This window comes from Geobacillus sp. PK12 (assembly GCF_004123125.1).
Classification (GTDB): domain Bacteria; phylum Bacillota; class Bacilli; order Bacillales; family Anoxybacillaceae; genus Geobacillus; species Geobacillus zalihae.
The window spans coordinates 1-20899 of record NZ_SDKL01000066.1 but is presented as its reverse complement, the minus strand read 5'-3'; the positions used below and the strand labels follow the sequence as shown (position 1 = coordinate 20899).

Sequence of the window (20899 nt, the reverse complement as noted above, 5' to 3'; positions counted from 1 at the left end):
TCACTCTCGATGTTTACCATATATGCTTCTTTTTCCTCCACTTTCGATCGATTGGACTTTTCGCCGTCATTCCAATTCCAATCAAGAGGCAAATTCCCCCGACCCACCACATTTGCTCGATAAACATCGAAATCGCTAAAAAAATGAGCGCAAAACCAAGCAGTCGACGGATCGACATGATTCTCTCCCCTTTTCCCCGCCATTCGTTCTCTCATCTCGCAAAACGAGAAGCATGCATCCTACGGGGCCATTGAACAGGAAGCAACGCTCTCGTCCTTATTGTAGCAGATGCTTCCAAAAGAAAATAGAGCAAATGTTTCAATGAAACAACCCGCTTAGGGCGGCTTTCTCTTTCAGCACGCGCATCCATGGGCTTAACGGGCCTTTCAACACAAGCCCGGCCAAAAGGGCGGAAACGGCAAACAAGAGAAGCCGCTTGACATCATGCTCAACACGTTCCCATACGATCCCGCCGACCGCCTCGCGCATGATGTCAATGGCGTAGGTGAACGGCAACCAAGGGTTTAATTGCTGAAAGAACGGAGGGATCAGCTCAATCGGATACGTGCCTCCCGCTCCGGCAATTTGCAAGACAAGCAGCACAATCGCCATCGCTTTTCCGACATTGCCGAACAAAGAAACAAGCGAAAAAACCACTGCCATAAAGACAAAGCTGCACAAAAGGCCGAACGTCATGAACCATCCCGGCTCACGGACGAAAATATTCGGCAAGATGAAAGCCGCTCCAGCCGTCACGACCATCGCCTGCAAAGCATTCAGCGTCCAAAAGGTCAACAGCCGTCCGGCATATCGTTCCCGCTCATTCGCTTCCGAAAACGAAGAAGGATCGGTCGACAAGACGGAAACAAGCAACAAACATCCTACCCATATGGCCAGCACCGTGTAAAATGGATTCATGCCTGAACCATAGTTCGGCAGCGGGAAAAGGCGGAACGTTTTGACGTCAACCGGATGGGCCAAAAAGGCGCCTTTCGCCTGTGGATCTTGTTTCAACAAGCGAATCAGTTCGTCGATGTTGGTTTCTCTTTTGATTTTCGATAGGAAGGCGGCCAGCTCGCGGACCTGGCGGGCAAGAAAGGGATATTGCGCCAGCGCGGTCTTTAGCGCTTGTTGCGCGGCCGCTAAATCACGATCTGTGTTTGACAACCATTGCTCTGCCTCATTTAACGCTTGATTCATGTGAAGAAGCGTTTGTTTCGCTTGTCGCACCTGTTCCCCTGTTTGATTCCATTTTGCCCGCAGCATAGGCAGCAGCCGTTGGCGATATGCTTGATCAAGTTGCTGCGCCTGTGCGTCCAATAAGGCCATTTGTTCACGCAGGTGAGTGATCTTCCCTTCGACGCCTGTTGGATGTTGTTTCACTAGCGCCGCTGTTTCTTGAATAGACGCTAGCGTCTGCTCGATACGGCTGATGGTGCGCTGCACAGCTTGAAGCGAAGAGGAATCAATCGTCCCCTCCCATGTTCTCAACGTTCGGCGCAATTGCTGAACCAATGGGCTCGCGTCTGTTGCAGCCTGTTGGATGAGAGTCGCCCAACGCGCTTGCTTTTCCGGTGTATCGAGAGACTCTGGCGTCTGCTCTGCAAAGGAATAGAGCGCATGAACCACCATTTCCACCGGCTTTTCCCATAAGTGCGATGAAGCATTGACTTGCATGAACAACTTCTCAACGCGGCCTGTCCATTCTAAACCGCGCCGCACCGTTGCTCTGGCAGCCGGCAGAAGCTCGCGGCCTGTACGAACTAGTGATCTTGCCTCTCCCACATCGCGATCTAGGGCTTTCAATTGTCGTTGAATCGTTGGCAATTCGTTTTCCAAACGAAACACGAACGCTTCAACGCGGCGAATGGTGGGAAGCTGCTGTTCGAGCGTCACTCCCGCTTGGTGGAACAAGGAAAACAATGCGGTATTGACCACCCTCACAAACTCATCGCTGACTCGCGCTGACAATGTACTTGCTCCGCGCTCCGTGATTTTGGGAGCGATGGCGTTCCGTTTGTCGTTTTCATAATAGTAAATAACCGCCCTTTTCGGACGTTTCTGCACTACAGTGGCTAATTTAGCCGAGAAATCAGCCGGAATGACGATCGTCGCAAAGTAGTCTCCCCTCCGAACGCCTTCCATTCCTTTTTTCCGCGTGACAAATCGCCATCCCAACTGGTGGTTGTTTTTTAAGGTCTTGACGATCTCATCGCCGGCGTGAAACCGGTGACCGGTCAACTCCGCCCCTCGGTCTTCGTTCACGACGCCGACCGGTAAATCCTCTGTATGGGCATAAGGGTCAATCGAAGCCTCTACATTGATCCAAGCGTAAAGCGATGGAAGAACGATCAGACCGAGAGCCAATATGGATGCGGCCCAGTTGGTCGTGAGATGTTTCAAATCGCTCATATAAATGCGCCATGCCTGTTTCACTTTGATCCGCTTCCTTTCAAGTCGATCATGCTGTTGTTAGTATGAGCGGATCACGGAAAACTAAACCAACTTGGCCAGTCCTGTTGTTCATTTGCGGAAAAAAAGCCAAAGCGCCAAAAACAAACAGGCTATAGCAACGAGGCGCGTCATGTCAAACGGAATGCGCTGTCCCCCGAATAACCCGAAGTGATCAATGATCGAGCTCATGACGAGCTGGCCGGCGATCACGGCTGCCAGAGAGTTGGCGACGCCGACTTTCGGAACGATCAGCACCATGACAAACACATAAAAAGCGCCGAGAATGCCGCCCGTCAGCTGCCATTTCGGCACAGAAAACATGGCCAGCAATTCTCCTTTTCCGAAAAACAATTGCACTAAAAATAAGACGATCGTTCCGATTAAAAACGACACGAACGCCCCTTCCAACACACCAATCCGCTTGCCGAGGCCGCCGTTCACTCCTGCCTGTACGGAGACAGCCATCCCGGCCGTTAGAGCGAGCAGCATCCATACCCACTTCATCGGCTCCCCCTCCTTTTGCCTATATACGCCTGCGGATCAGGCGGCGAGCTTTCCTTTCAGCGCACAGCCCTATGCCATGCCGGCGCTCTTTTGTTTCTGCCGCCTCGGTATCGCTTTCACGCAAACGAAAACCATTTGATCAAGCCATCTATTTGCATCTGCCGGCTATTGCAACGGCAAAGCCAAACACGTCGTTGTCCATTTTCGGACGATCATGAAAAGCCGCCATCATGGTGCTTAGGGCGATCAGCTGAGCCAAGCGCGCAGCCATCCGCCGACGAATGAAACAAGGACGACCGCCCATGCTGGCCACTTCCACACAACAAGAAGAAGAAAAGCCCCAAGGGAAAGCGCCAAATCGGCCGGTCCCTTCACCGCTTTCGTCCAAATCGGGTCATACAGCGCTGCAAGCAAAATCCCGACCACAGCGGCGTTAATGCCGGCAAGCGCCGCTTGAAAGCGTGGATGACGGCGAAGCCAGTGCCAAAACGGAAACGCGCCAAGAACGAGCAAAAAGGATGGAAGAAAAATGGCTGTGGTAGCCACTAGCGCTCCCTTCCAGCCCAACGCCGCCATTCCAATATACGCGGCAAACGTAAACAGCGGCCCAGGGACGGCTTGGGCGGCGCTGTAGCCGGCTAAAAACTGATTGGCGGTGACCCACCCTTGCGGCACCACTTCCGCCTCCAAGAGCGGCAACACCACATGACCGCCGCCAAACACGAGCGCCCCAGCGCGGTAAAAGCTGTCAAACAGCGCCAAAAGCGGTGAATGGATCCAAGTGCGAATGAGCGGCAGCGCAACAAGCAACACGGCAAACAATGAAAGCAACGCCAAACCGGTGGAACGACGAATGGAAGGCGGGATGCCTGCCGCAGACGAAGAAGGTGCGACGTTTTTTCGCAATCCAACAGCGCCAATGCCCCCCGCTGCGGCGATGACGGCTACTTGGCTCCACGCGCCCGGCGCAAGAAGCACGGCGGCCGCCGCTATGATGGCGACCGTTGCCTCGAGGCGGCTAGAGGCGAATTTGCGCGCCATCTCCCATACGGCTTGTGCCACGACCGCCACGGCCGCCAACAGCAAGCCGTGCATCCAGCCGGCGTCACCCCAAGAATGGTGTTGCAACCAAACAGCAACCAGGCTGAGGGCGACCGCTGACGGCAGCGTAAAACCAAGCCAAGCTGCCAACGCCCCCCAAACGCCGGCGCGCATAAATCCGATGCCGATGCCGACTTGGCTGCTCGCTGGACCAGGGAGGAATTGGCATAAAGCGACCAAATCGGCATACGTTTTCTCGTCAATCCATTTTTTTCGTTTGACGTACTCTTCGTAAAAATAGCCGAGATGAGCGACCGGACCACCAAATGACGTTAAACCGAGGAGAAGCGCTGTTTTTCCGACTTCCCAAACCGATCGCCGCCGGCTTGTTGCTTGTTGATCCGTCAAGGTCAACGAGATTCACTTCCTTTCGTTCACTCGTTTGTCATGCTACAATCATATTATCATCAATGCGAGGAGAGGACGTTATGAACATTCGGATCATAGCGGCAAATGGCTTGATCGCCGCCGTGTATATCGCGGTGACGGCGCTCATTCAGCCGTTTGGCTTTACGAATATTCAGTTTCGCGTGTCAGAAATATTGAATCACTTGGTCGTGTTCCGCAAAACATACGCCATCGGCATTGTGCTTGGCGTCTTTTTCGCCAACTGGTTTTTCTCGCCGATCGTCGCGTATGACCTCGTATTTGGCGTCGGCCAGTCGGTGTTGGCGCTGCTCATCACGATCGTCTCTATGCGGTATGTCCGAAACGTTTGGGCGCGCATGACCGTCAATACGCTGTCATTTACTGTGACTATGGCCATTATCGCCTTCGAATTGAAACTGGCGCTCGGCTTTCCGTTTTGGCTCACATGGCTGACGACGGCCATCAGCGAGTTGGTCGTCATGGCCCTCGGTGCGCCGATCATGTATGCGGTTGGCCGCCGCTTGGCGCCGAAGATGTTCGATTCCGCCCATCGAAGCCGTTAGCAGCCCTCTTTCGCCTTAGGCAAGGGGTTCGCTTCATTCTAAAGGCGCATTTCCCGTACGCCCACACGGGAAGTTCTTGATCAATCGTACGGGCTTTCAACATCTATTTTGACTACGGCATCGAACAAACCGCCCATTCAATGATCAGCGACATCACAGCAAGCAAGATGACTCCCGCCGTCGTCATCTTCAGCGCCCTCCGCCATCTTGGCGATAGGTACCGCCCCGTCCGAAGAACAACAAGGCCGACTGCGATTCCGCCCACCCACATGCAAAGACCCACCGGGGTGACAAGCTGACGCCAATCGCTGATCCAATAGTAGATGACGAACGTCTGGCAGGCAAGCAGGATGCACACGATGATTCTCATCGTTCCCCCCCTATGCGTTTGAGGCGCCGATCTGTGGAAATGGGCAGCGATGAGTGTTTCACTGTTCTTGTCGATTCGAAGCTATGCCAGCAAATCCCGATGATGATGACGGCCAAGCCAACGAATGCCCATCCGTTCGGAAGCGGAGCGGACAAGAACAGCACTTCGCCGATAACGGCAAAAATCACTTCCCCGGATTGCGTCGCTTCCACAGCGGCGAGTTTCCGTTCGTTCCCTTTTGCCCGATCGGTCGCGATAAAAAACAACGTCGTTGCGATGACCCCGGAACTAATGGCCACGATGAACGACTGCATCATTTGCCCCGCGGACGGCGCACCTGCTGTCAGCCAGCCAATCAACGCGACAATCAGCCAAAACGGCAGGCTGGCCATCGTCATTCCCCATACGCGTTGAAACGCATCAAGGCGCCCGGCGCAATGTTCGATCATTTTCCGGTTGCCAAGCGGGTACGCAAACGCGGCCATCAGCACGGGAAAGATCCCCAACCCGATTTCTTTCCAAGTGAGGTGGCTTGCTTGCTGGAACTGGATAAGCACGACGCCGGACAAAATCAACATGGAAATCAAGAGCGCCCGCTTTTCAATCGGACGGCGCACCAATACCGTTCCGTTTTTCGTTTCTCTTCGTTCTGTAAAGAGCGGGCTAAGCAGAACGCCGGCCACAATCGTGCACTGCCATGTCCCGGCCACCAGCCATCCGGGTCCGTAGGCGGCCGCGTAGGTGAGCGGCGCGTAAAACAAGCCGAACCCGACCGTCCCCCAGGTGATCCATGTCCACGGATGGCATTTCATGTCATGCCAAACCGGACCGAGGTTGCGGCGTGCCAAAAGAATGGCAAACAACAGCGGAACCATAAAGAAAAAACGAAGCGACGAACTCCACGCCCAGCTTCCACCCGCCAGCTCCATTGAGCGGTTCAATATGAATGTAACAGCAAAGAAGAATGAGGCGGCAAGGCCGAGGGCCATTTCCCTCATAATTCCCATCCCCTTTCCAATGTCACAGAACAGTTCTATTGTATCTTATTATTCGAAATTTTTCTATTTGTTTTATTGATTATTTAGAACATAGTTTTATTTAATAGAATAACGGTTATTTTGCTCATTTTTCTCAGCAGCAAGCCATAAAAAAGGCGCCCACGCAAGAAAGTGGGCGCGCGTTGATTATAGTTTGTTGGCAAACACCAGCGGGACGCCGTCATTTTAGCTCCAAATCGCCGGGAAGTATTTGAGCGGCACCGGACGCTCACCGACATACGGCGCAACTCCGATCGTAAATCCCGGCCGTTTGAAGCGCAGGACAAACCAGTCTTTATCGCTGCCGCCGCTCGGATTTTTTTTTGCGGTTTGGCCAGCGCATACCGTGTCATTTTCGAAACAAGGAGCGCCAGCTGATAGTCGCACTTCATCCGTGCGGCGTCCTGACGGAAATGCCAGTAAATAGATCGACTTATTTCTTTAGCTCGATCGGCACAACTTTGCCATTTTCCACTGCTGCAACGATAATTTTTGATTCAAAGCCGCCGTCCTCACCAACCTTCGGAACGACATACACTTGCTTGTCTTTCGGGATGTTTTTCAACCCTTCATTCATATGTTCGCGAATGGCGGCCGGATCATCAACCGTTCCGGCTGCCTTCATCGCTTCGACAAAGGCGTAAAGAGCCAAGTAGTTATAGGCAGACTCCGAGCTCGCTTCGGCATTGTACTTCGCCCGATAGTTTTCCACAAACTGCGGGGCTCCCGGCTCTTTGGACTCGACGAGCGGCATGACGCCGATCGCGCCCTCAAGCATCTCGTAAGAGCCGACGACCCGCTTCATTTCATCCAACTTCGCCTGGTCCATGACAATAAAGCCGCCTTTAAAGCCGAGTTCGCGCGCCTGTTTCGCCACTTTCGCCGTCGGCTCCGACGGTCCGCCGATAAACAAGACATCCGGCTTTTCTTTTAACGCGTTCGTGATGATCGTGAAGAAATCGGTGTCTTTAGTGAAATCAATCGATGTGTTATAGACAACTTCTCCGCCTTGCTTTTCCCAATATGGCAACAGTTTTTCCGTCCAGTCTTTCCCGTATTGCGTCGCCGTCGGCAAGGCAGCCAGCTTTTTGCCAAACCGCTTCATCACATAATCGGTAAATGTCGGAATGTAGCCATCATAACGCGGCGGGATGCGGATTGTCAGCTTGTTTCCCGCCTGCGTGATTTTCGGCTCACTCGTATAGGCCGCGATAAGGAAATTGTCCGTTTGGTTGAACACTTGCAACGCCATGACCCCACCGCTGTGCGGAGTGAAAATGATCGGCGTATGATGTTCTTGGACAAGCCGTTTCGCATTGGCGGCTGTTTCATTTGGCAAATATTTATCATCTAACGACACAACATTGATTTGATAGGTCTTTCCATTGACTTCAAACCCGCCGTTTTTATTGATTTCGTCCGCCGCCATCTTCACGCCGTTTAACGTCCGTTCCCCGTAGTAGGCGGCCGGACCGCTTAGCGGTCCGCTGTAACCGATATTGACGACGTTGTCGCCTCCACCTCCATTACCGCTTTTGGCATTATTGTTTGTTGTCGGGCTGTTGCATGCCGCAAGCATCAACGCCATGACGGCCGTCATCATGGCCGCGATCGGCCATTTTCTTTTTTTCATTCCGCTCCCCCCTATTTTTATTCTAAAATATATTTGGATGAATAAGTGCCGCGACCGTGGTTCACCTCCTTTCAATGCAGGCGCATCGCTTGCTTTCGCCCGCGAAATACGCCATTCGCGGCAATCGCTTGTCATGTTCCAATGTACGCCTTGCGGACATCGTCGTTGGCGAGCAGCTCCTCCGCTGTTCCTGAAGCAACGATCGTTCCATTTTCAAACACATAGCCGTGATGAGCGATGGACAACGCCGCATGGGCGTTTTGTTCGGCGAGCAAAATCGTCGTCCCTTCCTGATTGATTTGCTTAATCGTCGCAAACATCTGCTCGACAATGAGCGGAGCGAGTCCAACCGACGGTTCATCAAGCAAGAGCACCGCAGGACGTGACATTAAGGCGCGTCCGATGGCGAGCATTTGCTGCTGGCCGCCGCTTAACGACCCGGCTGGCGCGTTTTGCTTGTCGCGCAAAATCGGAAACAGTTCGTATACATGTTCAATCGAGCGGCGGATGCCTTCTTTGTCCTTCCGATGGACGTAAGCGCCCATCAGCAAGTTTTCGTATACACTCATGCGCGGAAACAGTTTGCGCCCTTCCGCGCATTGCACGACGCCGCGCTCGACGATGCGGTCAGGAGGCAGCGAATCAATGCGCTCGCCATCGAGGCGGATTTCCCCCCGCATTGGTTTGTGCAGTCCACTGATCGTGCGAAACAATGTGCTTTTCCCGGCCCCGTTGGCGCCAAGCAAAACGGCGATCTCCCCTCGCTTGACGGAAAACGTCACATCGCGAATGGCCGTAAAACTCCCGTAGCGGACGGATACGTTCGCAACTTCAAGCAATGGCGCTCCCTCCTAAATACGCTTGAATGACCGCCTCGTTGTTTCGCACTTCCTCGGGCGTTCCTTCCGCGATTTTTTCTCCGTAGTTTAACACCATAATGCGGTCGGCAATTTTCATGATCATCGACATTTTGTGCTCAATCAGGCAAACAGTCAGGCCGCCTTCTACCATTTTGACGATCAACTCCTCAAGCCCTTCCGTTTCATCCGGGTTGATGCCGGCTGCCGGTTCATCAAGCAGCACGAGCTCCGGATCGGTCGCCAAGGCAAGCGCGAACGCCACCCGCTTTTTCTGCTCCTGCGACAAGTTGGCCACCATCCGATCTGCCACATGGGTTAGACCGACAAAGTCGAGCACTTCCATCGCTTTTTCTTTGCATGCCTGTTCCTCGCGGCGGTGCCGTTTCGTGCGCAAAATGGCATCAAATAAGTTGGATGACGTGCGGAGACGATGGCCGATGATGACGTTGTCGATCACCGTCGCCTGTTCAAACAAGTGAGTCGTTTGAAACGTGCGGGCGATGCCGAGCTTCGCCCGTTCGTTTGCCGGCAGGCGGGTAATATCGCGCCCTTTGAACGTAATCGTCCCTGACGTCGGCCGGTACAAGCCGCTGATTAAATTGAAAAACGTCGATTTGCCGGCTCCGTTTGGACCGATGATGGCGTTGATCTTCCCTTGCTCGACGGAAAAGGTGACATCGTTGACCGCCAGAAGCCCGCCAAACCGCTTCGTCAACCGTTCAACGTGCAAAAGCATCATGATCCCTCCTCTGCGTGCCGCTCGCCTCGTCCTTGGCTCGAGACGGCCAGTTCCGCAGCAACTCGGTTCGCTTCTGGATCGAGACGGCGCGCTTCTTCACGCTTTGCTTTCAAACGGATGACCCCCCCGGCAATGCCGTGTGGGTAAAAGATGATGAGCAACGTCAGCACCGGACCGAAAATCAACATCCGGTAATCTTGCAAAAACTGCAATTGTTGGGACAGAAACGTAACGAGCAACGTCCCGACGACCGGGCCGGCGAGCGTGCCAATCCCACCGACAAGCAAATACGTTAAAAAGTCGAACATGACGCTGACGTACGCAATGTCCGGGCCAAGAAAGCGGATGAACGATGCGTACAGCGCTCCGGCAAGCGATGTAAAAAAGACCGAGAGAACAAACGAGGCGAGTTTGTTTTTCATCGTCGAGATGCCAAGCGTCAACGCGAGCTCCTCACTGTTGCGAATGGCGATGTACGTCCGTCCGGTCAACGAATAGACAAGGCGGTACATGGTGAAGATGACTGCAACCAAGAAGCATAACACCAAATAATATTGGGCGACGGGCGTTTGAAACGAGAGCGGACCGATGTCAGCCGGCGCCGGGATGCCGATAAACCCGCGCACTCCGCCGGTTAAACTGTCCCATTTGTCAATGATCAAATAGATAATATAGCCCACACAAAGCGTATAAATGGCGAAAAAGTGCTCTTTCGTCCGCAGCGCAACAAGCCCGATGACGGCCCCAAGCAACGTGGTGAACAAACAAGCAAGCACGAAAGCCAGCCAAAACGGCACGCCCGCTTTCACCGTCAAAATGCCAAGCGCATACGCGCCAATCGCAAAAAACCCGGCGTGGGCAAGCGACAAATAACCAGTATAGCCAGCAAATAAATTCAGACCGTAAACAGCGATCATCCAAATGAAGGAGATCGTCATCATGTGCAAGTAATAGCTGTTGGTGACAAGCAACGGAAAGGCAAGCGCCAGCGCCGCAAGAACGGCGATCCATAAGCGCCGGTTGGCGAATACAGCCATCAATGTCCCTCCTTGGCAAACAGTCCGTTCGGTTTGACCGTTAAAATGATGACGAGGATGGCAAAAGCGATAATGTCTTTGTAGTCGTTCGACACATACGTCGCTCCCAAGCTTTCGCTGAATCCCAAAATATAGCCGCCGACAATGGCGCCTGGAATGCTTCCCATGCCGCCGAGAATGATGATGACAAACGCTTTCAAGATGACAAGATGGCCCATGCCGGGAAACACGAGATTGATCGGCGAAGCGAGCGACGCGGCGAGCGCTGCCAAACTGCCGGAAAGGAAAAACGTCAGCATGGCGACTTTATTCGTGTTAATGCCGACCAAATTCGCCCCTTCGCGGTTTTGCGCCATCGCGATGATGGAAGCCCCGATGAACGTCTTTTTCAAGAAGAGGTAAAGCAAGATCATGATGATGACAGCGGATGCGATGATGAGGATGCGTTGAACCGTCAAGGTCAAGCCGAAAATGCTGACAACGTCGCCGTATGGGGTCGGCATCGTCTGGTAGTCCGCCCCCCAGACGAACTGGGCGAATGCCTCCAAAAACAACAAAATGCCAATCGCCGCAATTTTGTCATGGAGCGGCGGTGCGTCGCGAAGCGGATAAAACACAAGCCGTTCCATCAATACACCGAGCATCCCGACCGCGGCCATCGACACGACAACGGCCAACCCGTACGGCAGCCCGGCTTTCGTCATCGCAGTGAGCGTGACATAACCACCCATCATATATAACGCGCCGTGGGCAAAGTTTGGAATGTGCAAAATGCCGTAAACAAGCGTCAAACCTAACGCGACAAGACTGTAAACGCTTCCAACTGTCAGCCCGTTTAACAGCTGCTGGATGAATAGCTCCATCCCGATCCCCCTTTTTGTGTGCCGTTTAGCCAGACCATCAAAGCGGCGCGGCCGATCTTTCATTCGGTCTGACCGCCCGAATTGCCTGGCTCCGCCTCATTTCGACCGCTTTCTCCAGCTCTTGGCGCCTTTATGCCGTGCAAAATGAAATCAACGAAAATGTCCGTCAGTTCTTCTTCAGAGATGCCTTCGTCAGGCCGGAACCAATAATAGCTCCAGTTGGTGATGCCAAGCAGGCCAAACGTAATCATTTCTGCATGAAGCGATGGCTTGAATTCCCCGCGAGCGATCCCTTCTCGAACCAGCTGTTCATACCGCTTGCGAAACAACCGCCGCTTGGCGCGGATTTCCGCCAAATGGTCATCAGCCAAATGCCGCATTTCGCGGAAGAAAATGCGGGCGCTTTTCTTCCGTGTGCGGATATTGCAGATGACCATATGGACGATGGCCCGCAATTTCTCCGTGCAGCTTTTCTCGGGCTCTTGGACAATGCAGGCTTGCTGCCGAAGCAAATCGTCCAGATAGGAAACACAAATATCACATAGCAACTCCTCTTTGCTTTTGTAATAGTAGTAAAAGGCCCCCTTCGTTGCCCCAACCGCTTCGACGATTTCCTGCACCGACGTTTCTTTGAACCCTTTCCGTTCGAACAACTCAATGGCGGCTTCTCTTAGCTTGTCTTTCATTCCCTATAGTCTCCGTTGCCTCATTCTCGTTCAATAATCGTCGCAATGCCTTGGCCGCCGCCGATGCACGCGGTAATGAGCGCGTATTTCCCTCCACGGCGCTTCAGTTCATACACCGCTTTTGTGATCAAAATCGCTCCCGTCGCGCCAAGCGGATGGCCGTGGGCAATGGCGCCGCCGTTGACATTCACTTTTTCCGGGTCCATCTCGAGCTCGCGGTCGCAGGCGATCACCTGGGCGGCGAAAGCTTCATTGATTTCGATGATGTCCATATCATCGAGCGTAAGCCCGACTTTTTCGAGCACTTTTCTTGTCGCCGGCACCGGGCCGATGCCCATGATGTTCGGGTCGACCCCGGCAACCGCATGGGCGCGGATGACGGCAAGCGGCTTTACGCCAAGCTCCTCTGCTTTTTCCCGCGACATGATGACGAGCGCAGAAGCGGCATCGTTCAGCCCTGAGCTGTTTCCGGCCGTCACCGTTCCCCCTTCCAAAAACGCCGGCGGCAGCTTCGACAGCGCTTCCATCGTCGTATTCGGGCGCGGATGTTCATCCGTATCGAAGACGAACGGCTCGCCTTTTTTCACCGGGACGGTGATCGGCACGATTTGTTCGTCAAACCGCCCTTCCTGCATGGCGCGCGCCATGCGCTGCTGGCTGCGCAAGGCGAATGCGTCTTGTTCTTCACGGCTGATGCCATACTTTTTCGCCAAGTTTTCCGCCGTAATCCCCATCGGCGGATCGCCGATTTCTTTCGGCGATAGCTGCGATTTGCGGAAGCTTGGCGGTGTTGAGCTGTACGGTTTTTCCGGGCGGTCCATCAAATACGGCGCGCGGCTCATGCTTTCCACGCCGCCGGCGATATACACGTCTCCGTCGCCGGCCCAAATGGCTTGCGCCGCTAAATTGACGGCGTTAATGCCCGAACCGCATTGGCGGTCAACGGTCAAACCTGTCAACTCTAGAGATAAGCCGGTTTGCAGCGCCGTCAGTCGGGCGATGTTGCCGCCGCCGCTTAGGACGTTGCCCATAATGACATCATCGACATGCTCCGGGCCGATATTCGCCCGCCGCATCGCTTCTTTGATCACTTCCGCGCCGTAAATATGCGCCGGCATCGTCGCCAAAGCGCCTCCTTGGCGGGCGATGGCTGTTCGTACGGCCGACACAATGACGGCATCCCGTTTCATCGTCATTCCCCCTTGTTCGTTGTGAACACATCCCCGCAAACGGGCTGGCCCCTCGCCCCGCTTACGGCTTCAGCTTTGGGGCCGCCCGTCTTTTTCACTCGTAAAGCGCAAAGACCGCTTCACCTTTGACGACTTCTTTGCCATGCTGATTGACGGCCGCGACGTCAAACCGAATCGTCTTGTCGCCTTTTTCCTTCACCGTTGCCTTTAAGGTGATGATATCATTTAAAAACACCATCGATTGAAAGCGGACAAAATAGTCCTGTACGAACCCTTCTTCGTAATACGGCGTAAACAGCTTGGCCAAGTTCCCCATCGTCCACATGCCGTGGGCGATAATGCCTGGAAGCCCTGCCTTTTTCGCCTCGTCGTCGATCGTATGAATCGGGTTGTAGTCGCCTGATGCGCCGGCGTATTTGATTAAATCGAGCCGGGACACCGGTGCGAGCGTTACTTCAGGAAGCGACTCTCCGACTTGCCATTTGCGGATGCTCGTCATACGCTCATCGCCTTTCTAACCGCCTCGTTGATAATGATCGTCGAGGTGGAAGTGAAAATGAGATTTCCGTCAGCGTCCTCGCCGTTGTTGGCGATTACTAAAAAACCGAGCAGGCCCATGCTGCTTTGCTTTTCGAAGTAATCTTTCACTTCCGCATAGCAGTACAGCTCTTCGCCGACAAACAGCGGGCGCTCATAATGGAAGTGCTGTTCGCCATGGATGAGCCCTTTGGCTGGCAGCTTCAGCCCTTCAATGACGCCGTAGTCAAACACGCGCGGAAACGTCGGCGGCGCAATGTTGCGCCCGTAGCGCGACCGTTTCCCCGTCTCTTCGTCCCAATAAATCGGGTTTGGATCGCCGATCGCCTCCGCAAACTTTTTCACCGCTCCGCGCTCAACGACATTTTTCACTTTCGCTGACCGTTTCCCGATGTCATGTTGGTACATGCCCCGTCCTCCTCGTTTTCAGCATTTCGGACCGCCGGCGACATACAGCACTTGGCCGTTGACAAACGACGACCGCTCATCGGCGAAAAAGGCGACCGCATGAGCGATGTCTTCCGGACGGCCGCTGCGCCCGACCGGGATGTTGGCGACGCTCGCTTGGATGAGCTGCTCAAACGAAATGCCAAGCCGCTCGGCCGTCGCTTTCGTCATATCGGTTTCAATAAACCCAGGGGCGACGGCATTCGTCGTGATGCCGAATTTGCCAAGCTCAATCGCCAGCGTTTTCGTAAATCCTTGGATGCCGGCTTTCGCCGCCGAATAGTTCGCCTGGCCGCGGTTGCCGAGCGCGGATGTCGACGAAATGTTGATGATGCGCCCGTACCCTTTTTCGACCATATATTTTTGCGCGGCGCGGGCGCAGTAAAACGCGCCTTTTAAATGGACGTCCATCACCGTTTGCCAGTCGTCATCGGTCATTTTAAACAGCAAATTGTCGCGGATGACGCCGGCGTTGTTGACGAGAATATCGAGCGAACCGAACCGATCGACCACTTCTTTGATCGTCGCTTCTACTTGTTCGCGGTCGGTGACGCTCGCCACCTTGGCGTAAACGTCATACCCTTTTTCCCGCAGCTCCGCAGCCGTCGCTTCAAGGGCTTCTGCGTTTAAATCAATGAACGCCACTTTCGCTCCTTCTTCCGCGAAGCGGGTGACAATCGCCTTGCCAATGCCGCGGCTTCCTCCGGTCACAAACGCCACTCTTCCTGCAAACCGTTGGCTCATCGTGTTCTCCTCCCTTTCGATAACGCTTTCATTTTTTTAGATGAACTGTCCAAGCTTGACGTGCCCTTTGATCAAATTGCGGGCGATAATGAGGCGCTGAATTTCATCCGTGCCGTCGTAAATGCGCCACAATCTCGCTTCACGATACCAGCGCTCGATCGGCATTTCTTTCGTGTAGCCCATGCCGCCGTGGATTTGCATGACGCGGTCGACGACGCGGTTGCCCATGTTCGCGCCAAACAGCTTCGCCATCGAGGCTAAATGGCGGTTGTCCTCCCCTTGGTCAAGCGTAAAGGCCGCGTTTAACACAAGCCATTTCGCCGCTTCGATTTCTACCGCCGAATCGGCAATCATCCATTGGATCGCCTGCCGCTCGGCGATCGGTTTGCCGAATGTGACACGCTCCTTCGCATAGTCAATGGCCATTTGCAAAAGCCGCTCGGCCGCTCCGACCGCACGAGCGCCTACGACCCAGCGGGCGTAGCCGATCCACTCAAGCCCAAGCTTATAGCCGTGATGCAGCTCGCCTAAAATGTTTTCTTCCGGCACGCGCACGTTTTCGAAAATTAAGCTGGCTGGAGTGGAAGGTCCCATCGTATGTATCGGTTCCGAACGCCAGCCCATCTCGCGGTCGACGATAAAACACGTCACCCCTTCACGCCCGTTCGAGGCTTGGTGACGCTCTTTGTCGGTGATGGCGATCACCATGACAAAATCAGCGTCGTTGCCGCCGGTAATGAATGTCTTCTCCCCGTTTAACACCCACTCGTCGCCGTCTTTCACCGCCGTCATTTTAATGTTGCGCGTATCTGATCCTGCTCCCGGCTCGGTCATGGCAAAGCACGATTTTTTCTCGCCGTTGATCGTCGGGATCAAATATTTTTTCTTTTGCTCTTCATTCGCGTAATACAAAATGTTGTCCGCCGATCCGCCAAACTGGAACGGAACAAGCGTTTTCGACACTTCCATCAACACAATCGCCTGCATGACATGGCCCAAATTCGCGCCGCCGTATTCCTCCGGCGTGTTGATCCCCCAAAACCCCGCTTCCTTCGCTTTGAGCTGCAGCTCTTTTAATTTTTCGGGCGGGAGCCCAGGCTTCCCTTCGCGCTCATTGCGCAATACTTCATTTTCGAGCGGCATCAATTCTTTTTCGACAAACTTGCGGATCGCTTTTTGCACCATGCGCTGCTCGTCCGTTAAGCGCAAATACATGATGGTCCCCTCCCTTTTCCGTTACGCCTTTATGCTCGACTCCACTCATCAAAATACCAACCGGTTGGTATGTTATCTTTATTATATTCGAATGTTCTGAAAAGTACAATACCTTTTTTGATTTTCGTCCAACGGGAAAACGCCATATGCGTTCTCCCGTTGGCATGGAATCTATCGATCTATTCCGCCTGTATTTGCTTGCGCACGCTAGCGACCGTTTTCCCGATTCCGCCATAAATGACAAGGTCAAACATCCCGTCCATTCTTGTCGCTGTTTTGTTGATCAATACTTTCCTTGTTGCCGGCGATTCGGCGGCGACATAAAACGGGATTTGATTCACGGGCGCCACTTCCAAACTTGTTCCCATCGCCAGAAGCAAGTCGCTGGCGGCCGCCGCAGCAAACGCTTCTTCCATGCGCGGCACGAGCCCGCCAAACAAAACGACATCCGGTTTGACAATCGTCTGGCACTTTTCACAGCGCGGCACCTCGTGACGGTTGATAAACGACAGATCATACTTGTTGCCGCATGACGGGCATGTCGCCGTCTGCAGCGTGCCGTGCAGCTCAATGACATTCGTGCTTCCTGCTTTCGTATGCAGCCCGTCAATATTTTGCGTCAAAATCGTCACCGTCTTGCCCATCTCCTCAAGCCAGCGGAGAAACCGATGCCCGTCATTCGGGGCAAAGCCGCCCATCATTTTTAATGAAAACATCCGCTTGAATCGACGCCAAAAATCAACCGGATCTTTTTTGTAATAATACTCTGACAAATAATATTCGACATTGTCCTCTTGGGCGTAAAGGCCGTTTTCGCTGCGAAAATCAGGAATGCCGGATTCCGTGCTCATCCCCGCCCCGGTCAGGACGGCGATCGTATTCGCCTCTTTGATCCATTGCGCCAGTTGCCGGATTTGGTCCATCCTCGTTCTCTCCTTTCCTACGAACCTCTTGGTTTTGCCAGTCTCGCCTTCGGTTCTTTTCGAGGCCATAACGTATAGCTGAAACTCCAGACAAAATCAATCACCAAAACCAATGTCCAACGGGCTGGCATAGTTTTCTCACAAATGGAATCGCCTGCAAGAAAAACCCCTCTTCCGAACGAAGAGAGGCTACCGTAAATTGAACCCTTTCCCTTCCACAAACTCCTTCATGTACATCCGGACTTGGCGGCTGAGCGTATCGGCCATCTGCCCGGTCCATGTGTCGCGGCGGCGGCCGTTTGTCCGCTGCTCATAATACGCCGAAACCGTTTCGTTGTAGCGTTGCAATTGTTCGAGGAATCGGGCGCGGTCTTGGTTGTATTCGTCCTCATGATAAACGTGTTCAAACGGCAGCCGCGGCTTTGGATCCGGCGTTTGCGCAGGATAGCCGACGGCAAGCCCGAACAGCGGAATGACCCGTTTCGGTATGTTAAGCAGTTGGCATACTTCCGGCAGGTTGTTGCGCAGCCCGCCAATGTAGCAGATGCCAAGCCCCATCGACTCCGCGGCAATGGCGGCGTTTTGCGCCGCAAGCGCCGTGTCAATCAGCGCAACCATAAACTTTTCCGTACTCTCAAGCGATGGAAGCACGTCTTTTCCTTCTAGCTCGCCAATGAGCTCATGGCGGTGAAAATCAGCGCAAAAGACAAAGAAATGGCCGTTATGCTCGACATAGGATTGATTTCCCGCCAGCTCGGCGAGCTTCCGTTTTTTCTCCGGATCTTTCACCCCGATGATCGAGTACGCTTGAACATAGCTTGAAGTCGATGCCGCCTGGGCGCATTCGACGATCGTGCGGATTTGTTCATCCGTGAGCGGCCTGTCTTCAAACCGGCGGATCGAACGGTGCTGGAGAATCGTTTCGATGACTTGGTTCATGACTATGTCCTCCTTGAACAGCCCAACGGCTTCTTTTTGTGAACATGATAACAAAAAAGAAAGAGCCATACAACGAATCGGCTCTTTCCCTTCCATTATCGCCCAAACCGCCCTTCCTGGTAATCGCGAATCGCCTCGCGGATTTGTTCCGGCGTGTTCATGACGAACGGCCCGTAGGCGACGACCGGTTCGTTCACCGGCTCGCCGGCATAAAGAAGAAGGCGGAGTTTTTCGCGGGCGGTCACGTTTAGCTCCGTTTCCTCGCTGCGGTTGTGGCGGCTGAAAAACAGCGCTTGCCCGGCTTTTCCTTCGATGTTGTCGGCACCGAACACGCCACTCCCCTCAAGAATGTACAAAAACCCATTGTAATGCCCCGGCAAATCTTGCACGACCGTTGTTCCCGGTTCGACAATCATTTCCACCATCGTGACGGGAACGATGTTTTTCGTCGGCGCTTTGACGCCTTTCGATGACCCGGAAAAGACCCGGATCGTCGCTCCCTCTTCCTTGCGCACGGGCATGTCTTTGGAGCGCAAGTTTTGGTAGCGCGGCTCGGTCATTTTGTACGCGCTCGGCAAGTTGACCCATAGCTGAAGGCTGTGCACGGTTGAACCGGACGCCGGGTCTTCCTTATGGACGACGCCGCGGCCGGCCGTCATCCATTGCACATCTCCAGGCCCGAGCGTGCTGTGGCCGGCTTTGCTGTCGAAATGTTCAAGCTCGCCGCTGATCACATACGTGACCGTCTCAATGCCGCGGTGCGGATGGACGTCAAACGTTCCTCGCTCAAAAATGTCTTCCATCAGCAACAAAAACGGATCATACTCTTGCCAGTTCCCGGGCTCAAGCACCGAACCGCTCTGATGAATCGGGCTGTTGGTCGTCATTTGCACGGTTTTCACGCGACGAATGCGGCGTTGAATCGCCATAACCTCTCCTCCCTTATGTTGCGCAATCCCGGCCGTTGCCGGAAGGAGTGCAGCTCAATCGGCAAACCGCTCCCCCCTTCATCGTACCGGATTCAACGAAAAACAGGCAAGCCATCCGCCTGAAAAATGGCGGCCATACCGCTCGCAAAAAACAAAAAACCTGCCGGCACTCGGCAGGTGGACGTTGGAAGAGGGATTCCAATCCCACCATAAAACGATTGATATTTCAAGGATGAATGGACATGCTCGTTCATCACGTGCAAAATTTGTGCAAAATAATCTCCAGTGTGTCAATCCATGCAAAAAAGCGGGACGATCCGCCTTCTTTTCGTTGCTCAATTCTGCCTTTTTCACAAAATATCCGAAGGAAGTCTCCCGCCTCAAGGAGCGTGAAGGGCAAAAATGTACGCAAAAAGTATGCTAAAAGTGAACAAAAGGCCAACATAAATGGCCTTTCACGAAAGAAAAGTATGAATCAGATCCAAGCAATCCGAAACAACTTCATTGGGCGCCCGTCCTACTATTTGAAGCTGTCGGGCGCGCCAATCTAAACTTTTGACCTGATCGGTTAAAATCACGCCTTCAACGGCCAAGCCTGATGGCAATTCCACTTCAAATGGATATCCTTTTTGTTGCCGAGTGATCGGGCAAAGCACCGCAAACCCTGTCAATTGATTGAACCGCTTTGGTGATAGAACGATGCCGGGCCTTTTTCCTGCCTGCTCATGCCCTGCTTGTGGATTGAAATTGACGTAAACAAGATCCCCACGATCCGGCGCTTGCATCAGAACAATTCATTCCCTTCTGTTCCAAAATCAATTTCAGCATGGCGATTTTCCGGCGTGATTTTAGCCAAAAGTTCCTCCAATGTCGGCTTCTTCTTTTTCGGGATCAACTTGATCGCTTGGTTCTCAACGATCATCTCCACTTCTGATCCTTGATGAAGCGCTAAACGTTCAGCAATCACGCTTGGGATACGAACCGCAAGGCTGTTTCCCCATTTTTGAACGGTTATTGTCATGATTGACACTCCTTTCTGTTTGTTTAATTCCATTATACCTCTCTCCTTTCATTTCGTATATACATAGTATATACATAAATTCAAAAAAAGATGCCATCGAGACGGTGTTTTCGATTCGAAACGAACGATTACGATTGATGATAAGACGCTGAACATGTTAAAGGATTTGAAGAAAAGTCAAAAGGATTCCCAAAAAATGAAAAACGACTGCCAACGCAGTCGTATCAAGGGTTTCATGATTTACAATTTGACAGGATCGGATATTAGAAATGGAGGAAGAGGGATTCGAACCCCCGCGGGCTGTGACACCCCTAGCGGTTTTCGAAACCGCCCCCTTCAGCCAGACTTGGGTATTCCTCCGTATGAAAATGGAGCCTATCGGATTCGAACCGATGACCTCCTGCGTGCGGGGCAGGCGCTCTCCCAGCTGAGCTAAGGCCCCAAATTAATGATCGGGAAGACAGGATTTGAACCTGCGACCTCACGGACCCGAACCGTGTGCTCTACCAAGCTGAGCTACTTCCCGACATAAGCTGGTTTACCTTGCGACAATTTATATTCTATATGAACCTCAAAGGAAAGTCAATAGTTTTTTTATCTTTTTTCGCCATAACGGATGAAAATTTATCTTTTTTCTGAAACGACCTGCGTAGCTGCCGCTCCTTTTTTCCTATACTAAAAACACAGCAACCGTTTGACACTCCACACGCCTAAAGGGCGTGGGATTCTTGGGTCGTT

At 53.2% G+C, this 20899-nt stretch carries 24 protein-coding genes and 3 tRNA genes; 1 reads left to right on the top strand and 26 read right to left on the bottom strand.

All coding sequences use genetic code 11. The annotated features are described in order from the left end of the window. Positions 1-13: 13 nt before the first annotated feature. The 4 genes from ETR37_RS19875 to chrA form a co-directional block, all read right to left on the bottom strand. On the bottom strand, positions 14-178 hold the full coding sequence (locus ETR37_RS19875) for a hypothetical protein (protein WP_227456637.1): 165 nt from the start codon (positions 176-178) through the stop codon (positions 14-16). Positions 179-318: 140 nt separating this feature from the next. Beyond that, positions 319-2436 (bottom strand): YhgE/Pip domain-containing protein, encoded by a 2118-nt coding sequence (locus ETR37_RS16900; RefSeq protein WP_129447560.1) that lies wholly within the window; start codon positions 2434-2436, stop codon positions 319-321. Between the two features lie 87 nt (positions 2437-2523). Then, positions 2524-2958, bottom strand: coding sequence for a DMT family transporter (locus tag ETR37_RS16895; protein WP_081133222.1), 435 nt, complete (start codon positions 2956-2958; stop codon positions 2524-2526). A 246-nt stretch (positions 2959-3204) separates the two neighbouring features. Next, positions 3205-4413, bottom strand: coding sequence for a chromate efflux transporter (gene chrA / locus ETR37_RS16890; RefSeq protein ID WP_081133223.1), 1209 nt, complete (start codon positions 4411-4413; stop codon positions 3205-3207). Positions 4414-4487: 74 nt separating this feature from the next. Between chrA and ETR37_RS16885 the strand changes: the two genes are divergently transcribed. Then, positions 4488-4991, top strand: a complete 504-nt coding sequence (locus tag ETR37_RS16885) for a QueT transporter family protein (protein ID WP_129447559.1) — start codon at positions 4488-4490, stop codon at positions 4989-4991. A gap of 112 nt (positions 4992-5103) precedes the next feature. Here the strand turns inward: ETR37_RS16885 and ETR37_RS16880 are convergent, their stop codons facing one another. From ETR37_RS16880 to ETR37_RS16765, 22 genes are all read right to left on the bottom strand, one after another. Beyond that, entirely contained in the window at positions 5104-5361 is a 258-nt protein-coding gene (locus tag ETR37_RS16880; protein WP_014195772.1) for a hypothetical protein, read from the bottom strand. Then, positions 5358-6359, bottom strand: coding sequence for a DMT family transporter (locus ETR37_RS16875; RefSeq protein ID WP_014195771.1), 1002 nt, complete (start codon positions 6357-6359; stop codon positions 5358-5360). Before ETR37_RS16875 ends, ETR37_RS16880 begins: the two co-directional genes overlap by 4 nt. A gap of 83 nt (positions 6360-6442) precedes the next feature. Then, complete coding sequence (locus ETR37_RS16870; protein ID WP_129447558.1) at positions 6443-6790, bottom strand: hypothetical protein; 348 nt, start codon at positions 6788-6790, stop codon at positions 6443-6445. A 41-nt stretch (positions 6791-6831) separates the two neighbouring features. After that, a complete protein-coding gene (locus ETR37_RS16865) occupies positions 6832-8031 on the bottom strand; it encodes an ABC transporter substrate-binding protein (RefSeq protein ID WP_014195769.1) in 1200 nt (399 codons plus the stop codon). 131 nt (positions 8032-8162) lie between these two features. Continuing rightward, positions 8163-8870 (bottom strand): ABC transporter ATP-binding protein, encoded by a 708-nt coding sequence (locus tag ETR37_RS16860; RefSeq protein ID WP_129447557.1) that lies wholly within the window; start codon positions 8868-8870, stop codon positions 8163-8165. Further along, a complete protein-coding gene (locus ETR37_RS16855; RefSeq protein WP_013145367.1) occupies positions 8863-9627 on the bottom strand; it encodes an ABC transporter ATP-binding protein in 765 nt (254 codons plus the stop codon). The genes ETR37_RS16860 and ETR37_RS16855 overlap by 8 nt, the downstream gene beginning before the upstream one ends. Beyond that, positions 9627-10667, bottom strand: a complete 1041-nt coding sequence (locus tag ETR37_RS16850; RefSeq protein ID WP_129447556.1) for a branched-chain amino acid ABC transporter permease — start codon at positions 10665-10667, stop codon at positions 9627-9629. The genes ETR37_RS16855 and ETR37_RS16850 overlap by 1 nt, the downstream gene beginning before the upstream one ends. Further along, a complete protein-coding gene (locus ETR37_RS16845; protein WP_020279658.1) occupies positions 10667-11530 on the bottom strand; it encodes a branched-chain amino acid ABC transporter permease in 864 nt (287 codons plus the stop codon). Before ETR37_RS16845 ends, ETR37_RS16850 begins: the two co-directional genes overlap by 1 nt. 59 nt (positions 11531-11589) lie before the next feature. Then, positions 11590-12216 (bottom strand): TetR/AcrR family transcriptional regulator, encoded by a 627-nt coding sequence (locus tag ETR37_RS16840; RefSeq protein ID WP_129447555.1) that lies wholly within the window; start codon positions 12214-12216, stop codon positions 11590-11592. A 20-nt stretch (positions 12217-12236) separates the two neighbouring features. After that, positions 12237-13406 (bottom strand): thiolase family protein, encoded by a 1170-nt coding sequence (locus tag ETR37_RS16835; protein WP_015374785.1) that lies wholly within the window; start codon positions 13404-13406, stop codon positions 12237-12239. A 94-nt stretch (positions 13407-13500) separates the two neighbouring features. After that, positions 13501-13905 carry a MaoC family dehydratase gene (locus ETR37_RS16830; protein WP_015374784.1) on the bottom strand — a complete coding sequence of 135 codons (405 nt, stop codon included), beginning with the start codon at positions 13903-13905 and terminating at the stop codon, positions 13501-13503. Next, positions 13902-14351 (bottom strand): MaoC family dehydratase N-terminal domain-containing protein, encoded by a 450-nt coding sequence (locus tag ETR37_RS16825; RefSeq protein WP_129447554.1) that lies wholly within the window; start codon positions 14349-14351, stop codon positions 13902-13904. The genes ETR37_RS16830 and ETR37_RS16825 overlap by 4 nt, the downstream gene beginning before the upstream one ends. A gap of 18 nt (positions 14352-14369) precedes the next feature. Beyond that, positions 14370-15134 carry a beta-ketoacyl-ACP reductase gene (locus ETR37_RS16820; protein ID WP_129447553.1) on the bottom strand — a complete coding sequence of 255 codons (765 nt, stop codon included), beginning with the start codon at positions 15132-15134 and terminating at the stop codon, positions 14370-14372. A 36-nt stretch (positions 15135-15170) separates the two neighbouring features. After that, positions 15171-16349, bottom strand: coding sequence for an acyl-CoA dehydrogenase family protein (locus ETR37_RS16815; protein WP_013523725.1), 1179 nt, complete (start codon positions 16347-16349; stop codon positions 15171-15173). 179 nt (positions 16350-16528) lie between these two features. Beyond that, positions 16529-17272 carry an NAD-dependent protein deacylase gene (locus ETR37_RS16810; RefSeq protein ID WP_011231148.1) on the bottom strand — a complete coding sequence of 248 codons (744 nt, stop codon included), beginning with the start codon at positions 17270-17272 and terminating at the stop codon, positions 16529-16531. Between the two features lie 189 nt (positions 17273-17461). Next, positions 17462-18211, bottom strand: coding sequence for an oxygen-insensitive NADPH nitroreductase (nfsA, locus tag ETR37_RS16805; protein WP_021321363.1), 750 nt, complete (start codon positions 18209-18211; stop codon positions 17462-17464). Between the two features lie 95 nt (positions 18212-18306). Then, a complete protein-coding gene (locus ETR37_RS16800) occupies positions 18307-19140 on the bottom strand; it encodes a pirin family protein (RefSeq protein ID WP_129447552.1) in 834 nt (277 codons plus the stop codon). Positions 19141-19595: 455 nt separating this feature from the next. Further along, positions 19596-19925, bottom strand: a complete 330-nt coding sequence (locus ETR37_RS16790) for a type II toxin-antitoxin system PemK/MazF family toxin (protein ID WP_011231143.1) — start codon at positions 19923-19925, stop codon at positions 19596-19598. Continuing rightward, on the bottom strand, positions 19925-20194 hold the full coding sequence (locus ETR37_RS16785) for an AbrB/MazE/SpoVT family DNA-binding domain-containing protein (protein WP_011231142.1): 270 nt from the start codon (positions 20192-20194) through the stop codon (positions 19925-19927). Before ETR37_RS16785 ends, ETR37_RS16790 begins: the two co-directional genes overlap by 1 nt. Positions 20195-20431: 237 nt before the next feature. Then, positions 20432-20521: transfer RNA gene (locus tag ETR37_RS16775), tRNA-Ser, on the bottom strand. A gap of 9 nt (positions 20522-20530) precedes the next feature. Next, positions 20531-20603, bottom strand: a tRNA-Ala gene (locus tag ETR37_RS16770). Positions 20604-20613: 10 nt separating this feature from the next. Then, positions 20614-20687: transfer RNA gene (locus ETR37_RS16765), tRNA-Pro, on the bottom strand. Positions 20688-20899 lie beyond the last annotated feature (212 nt).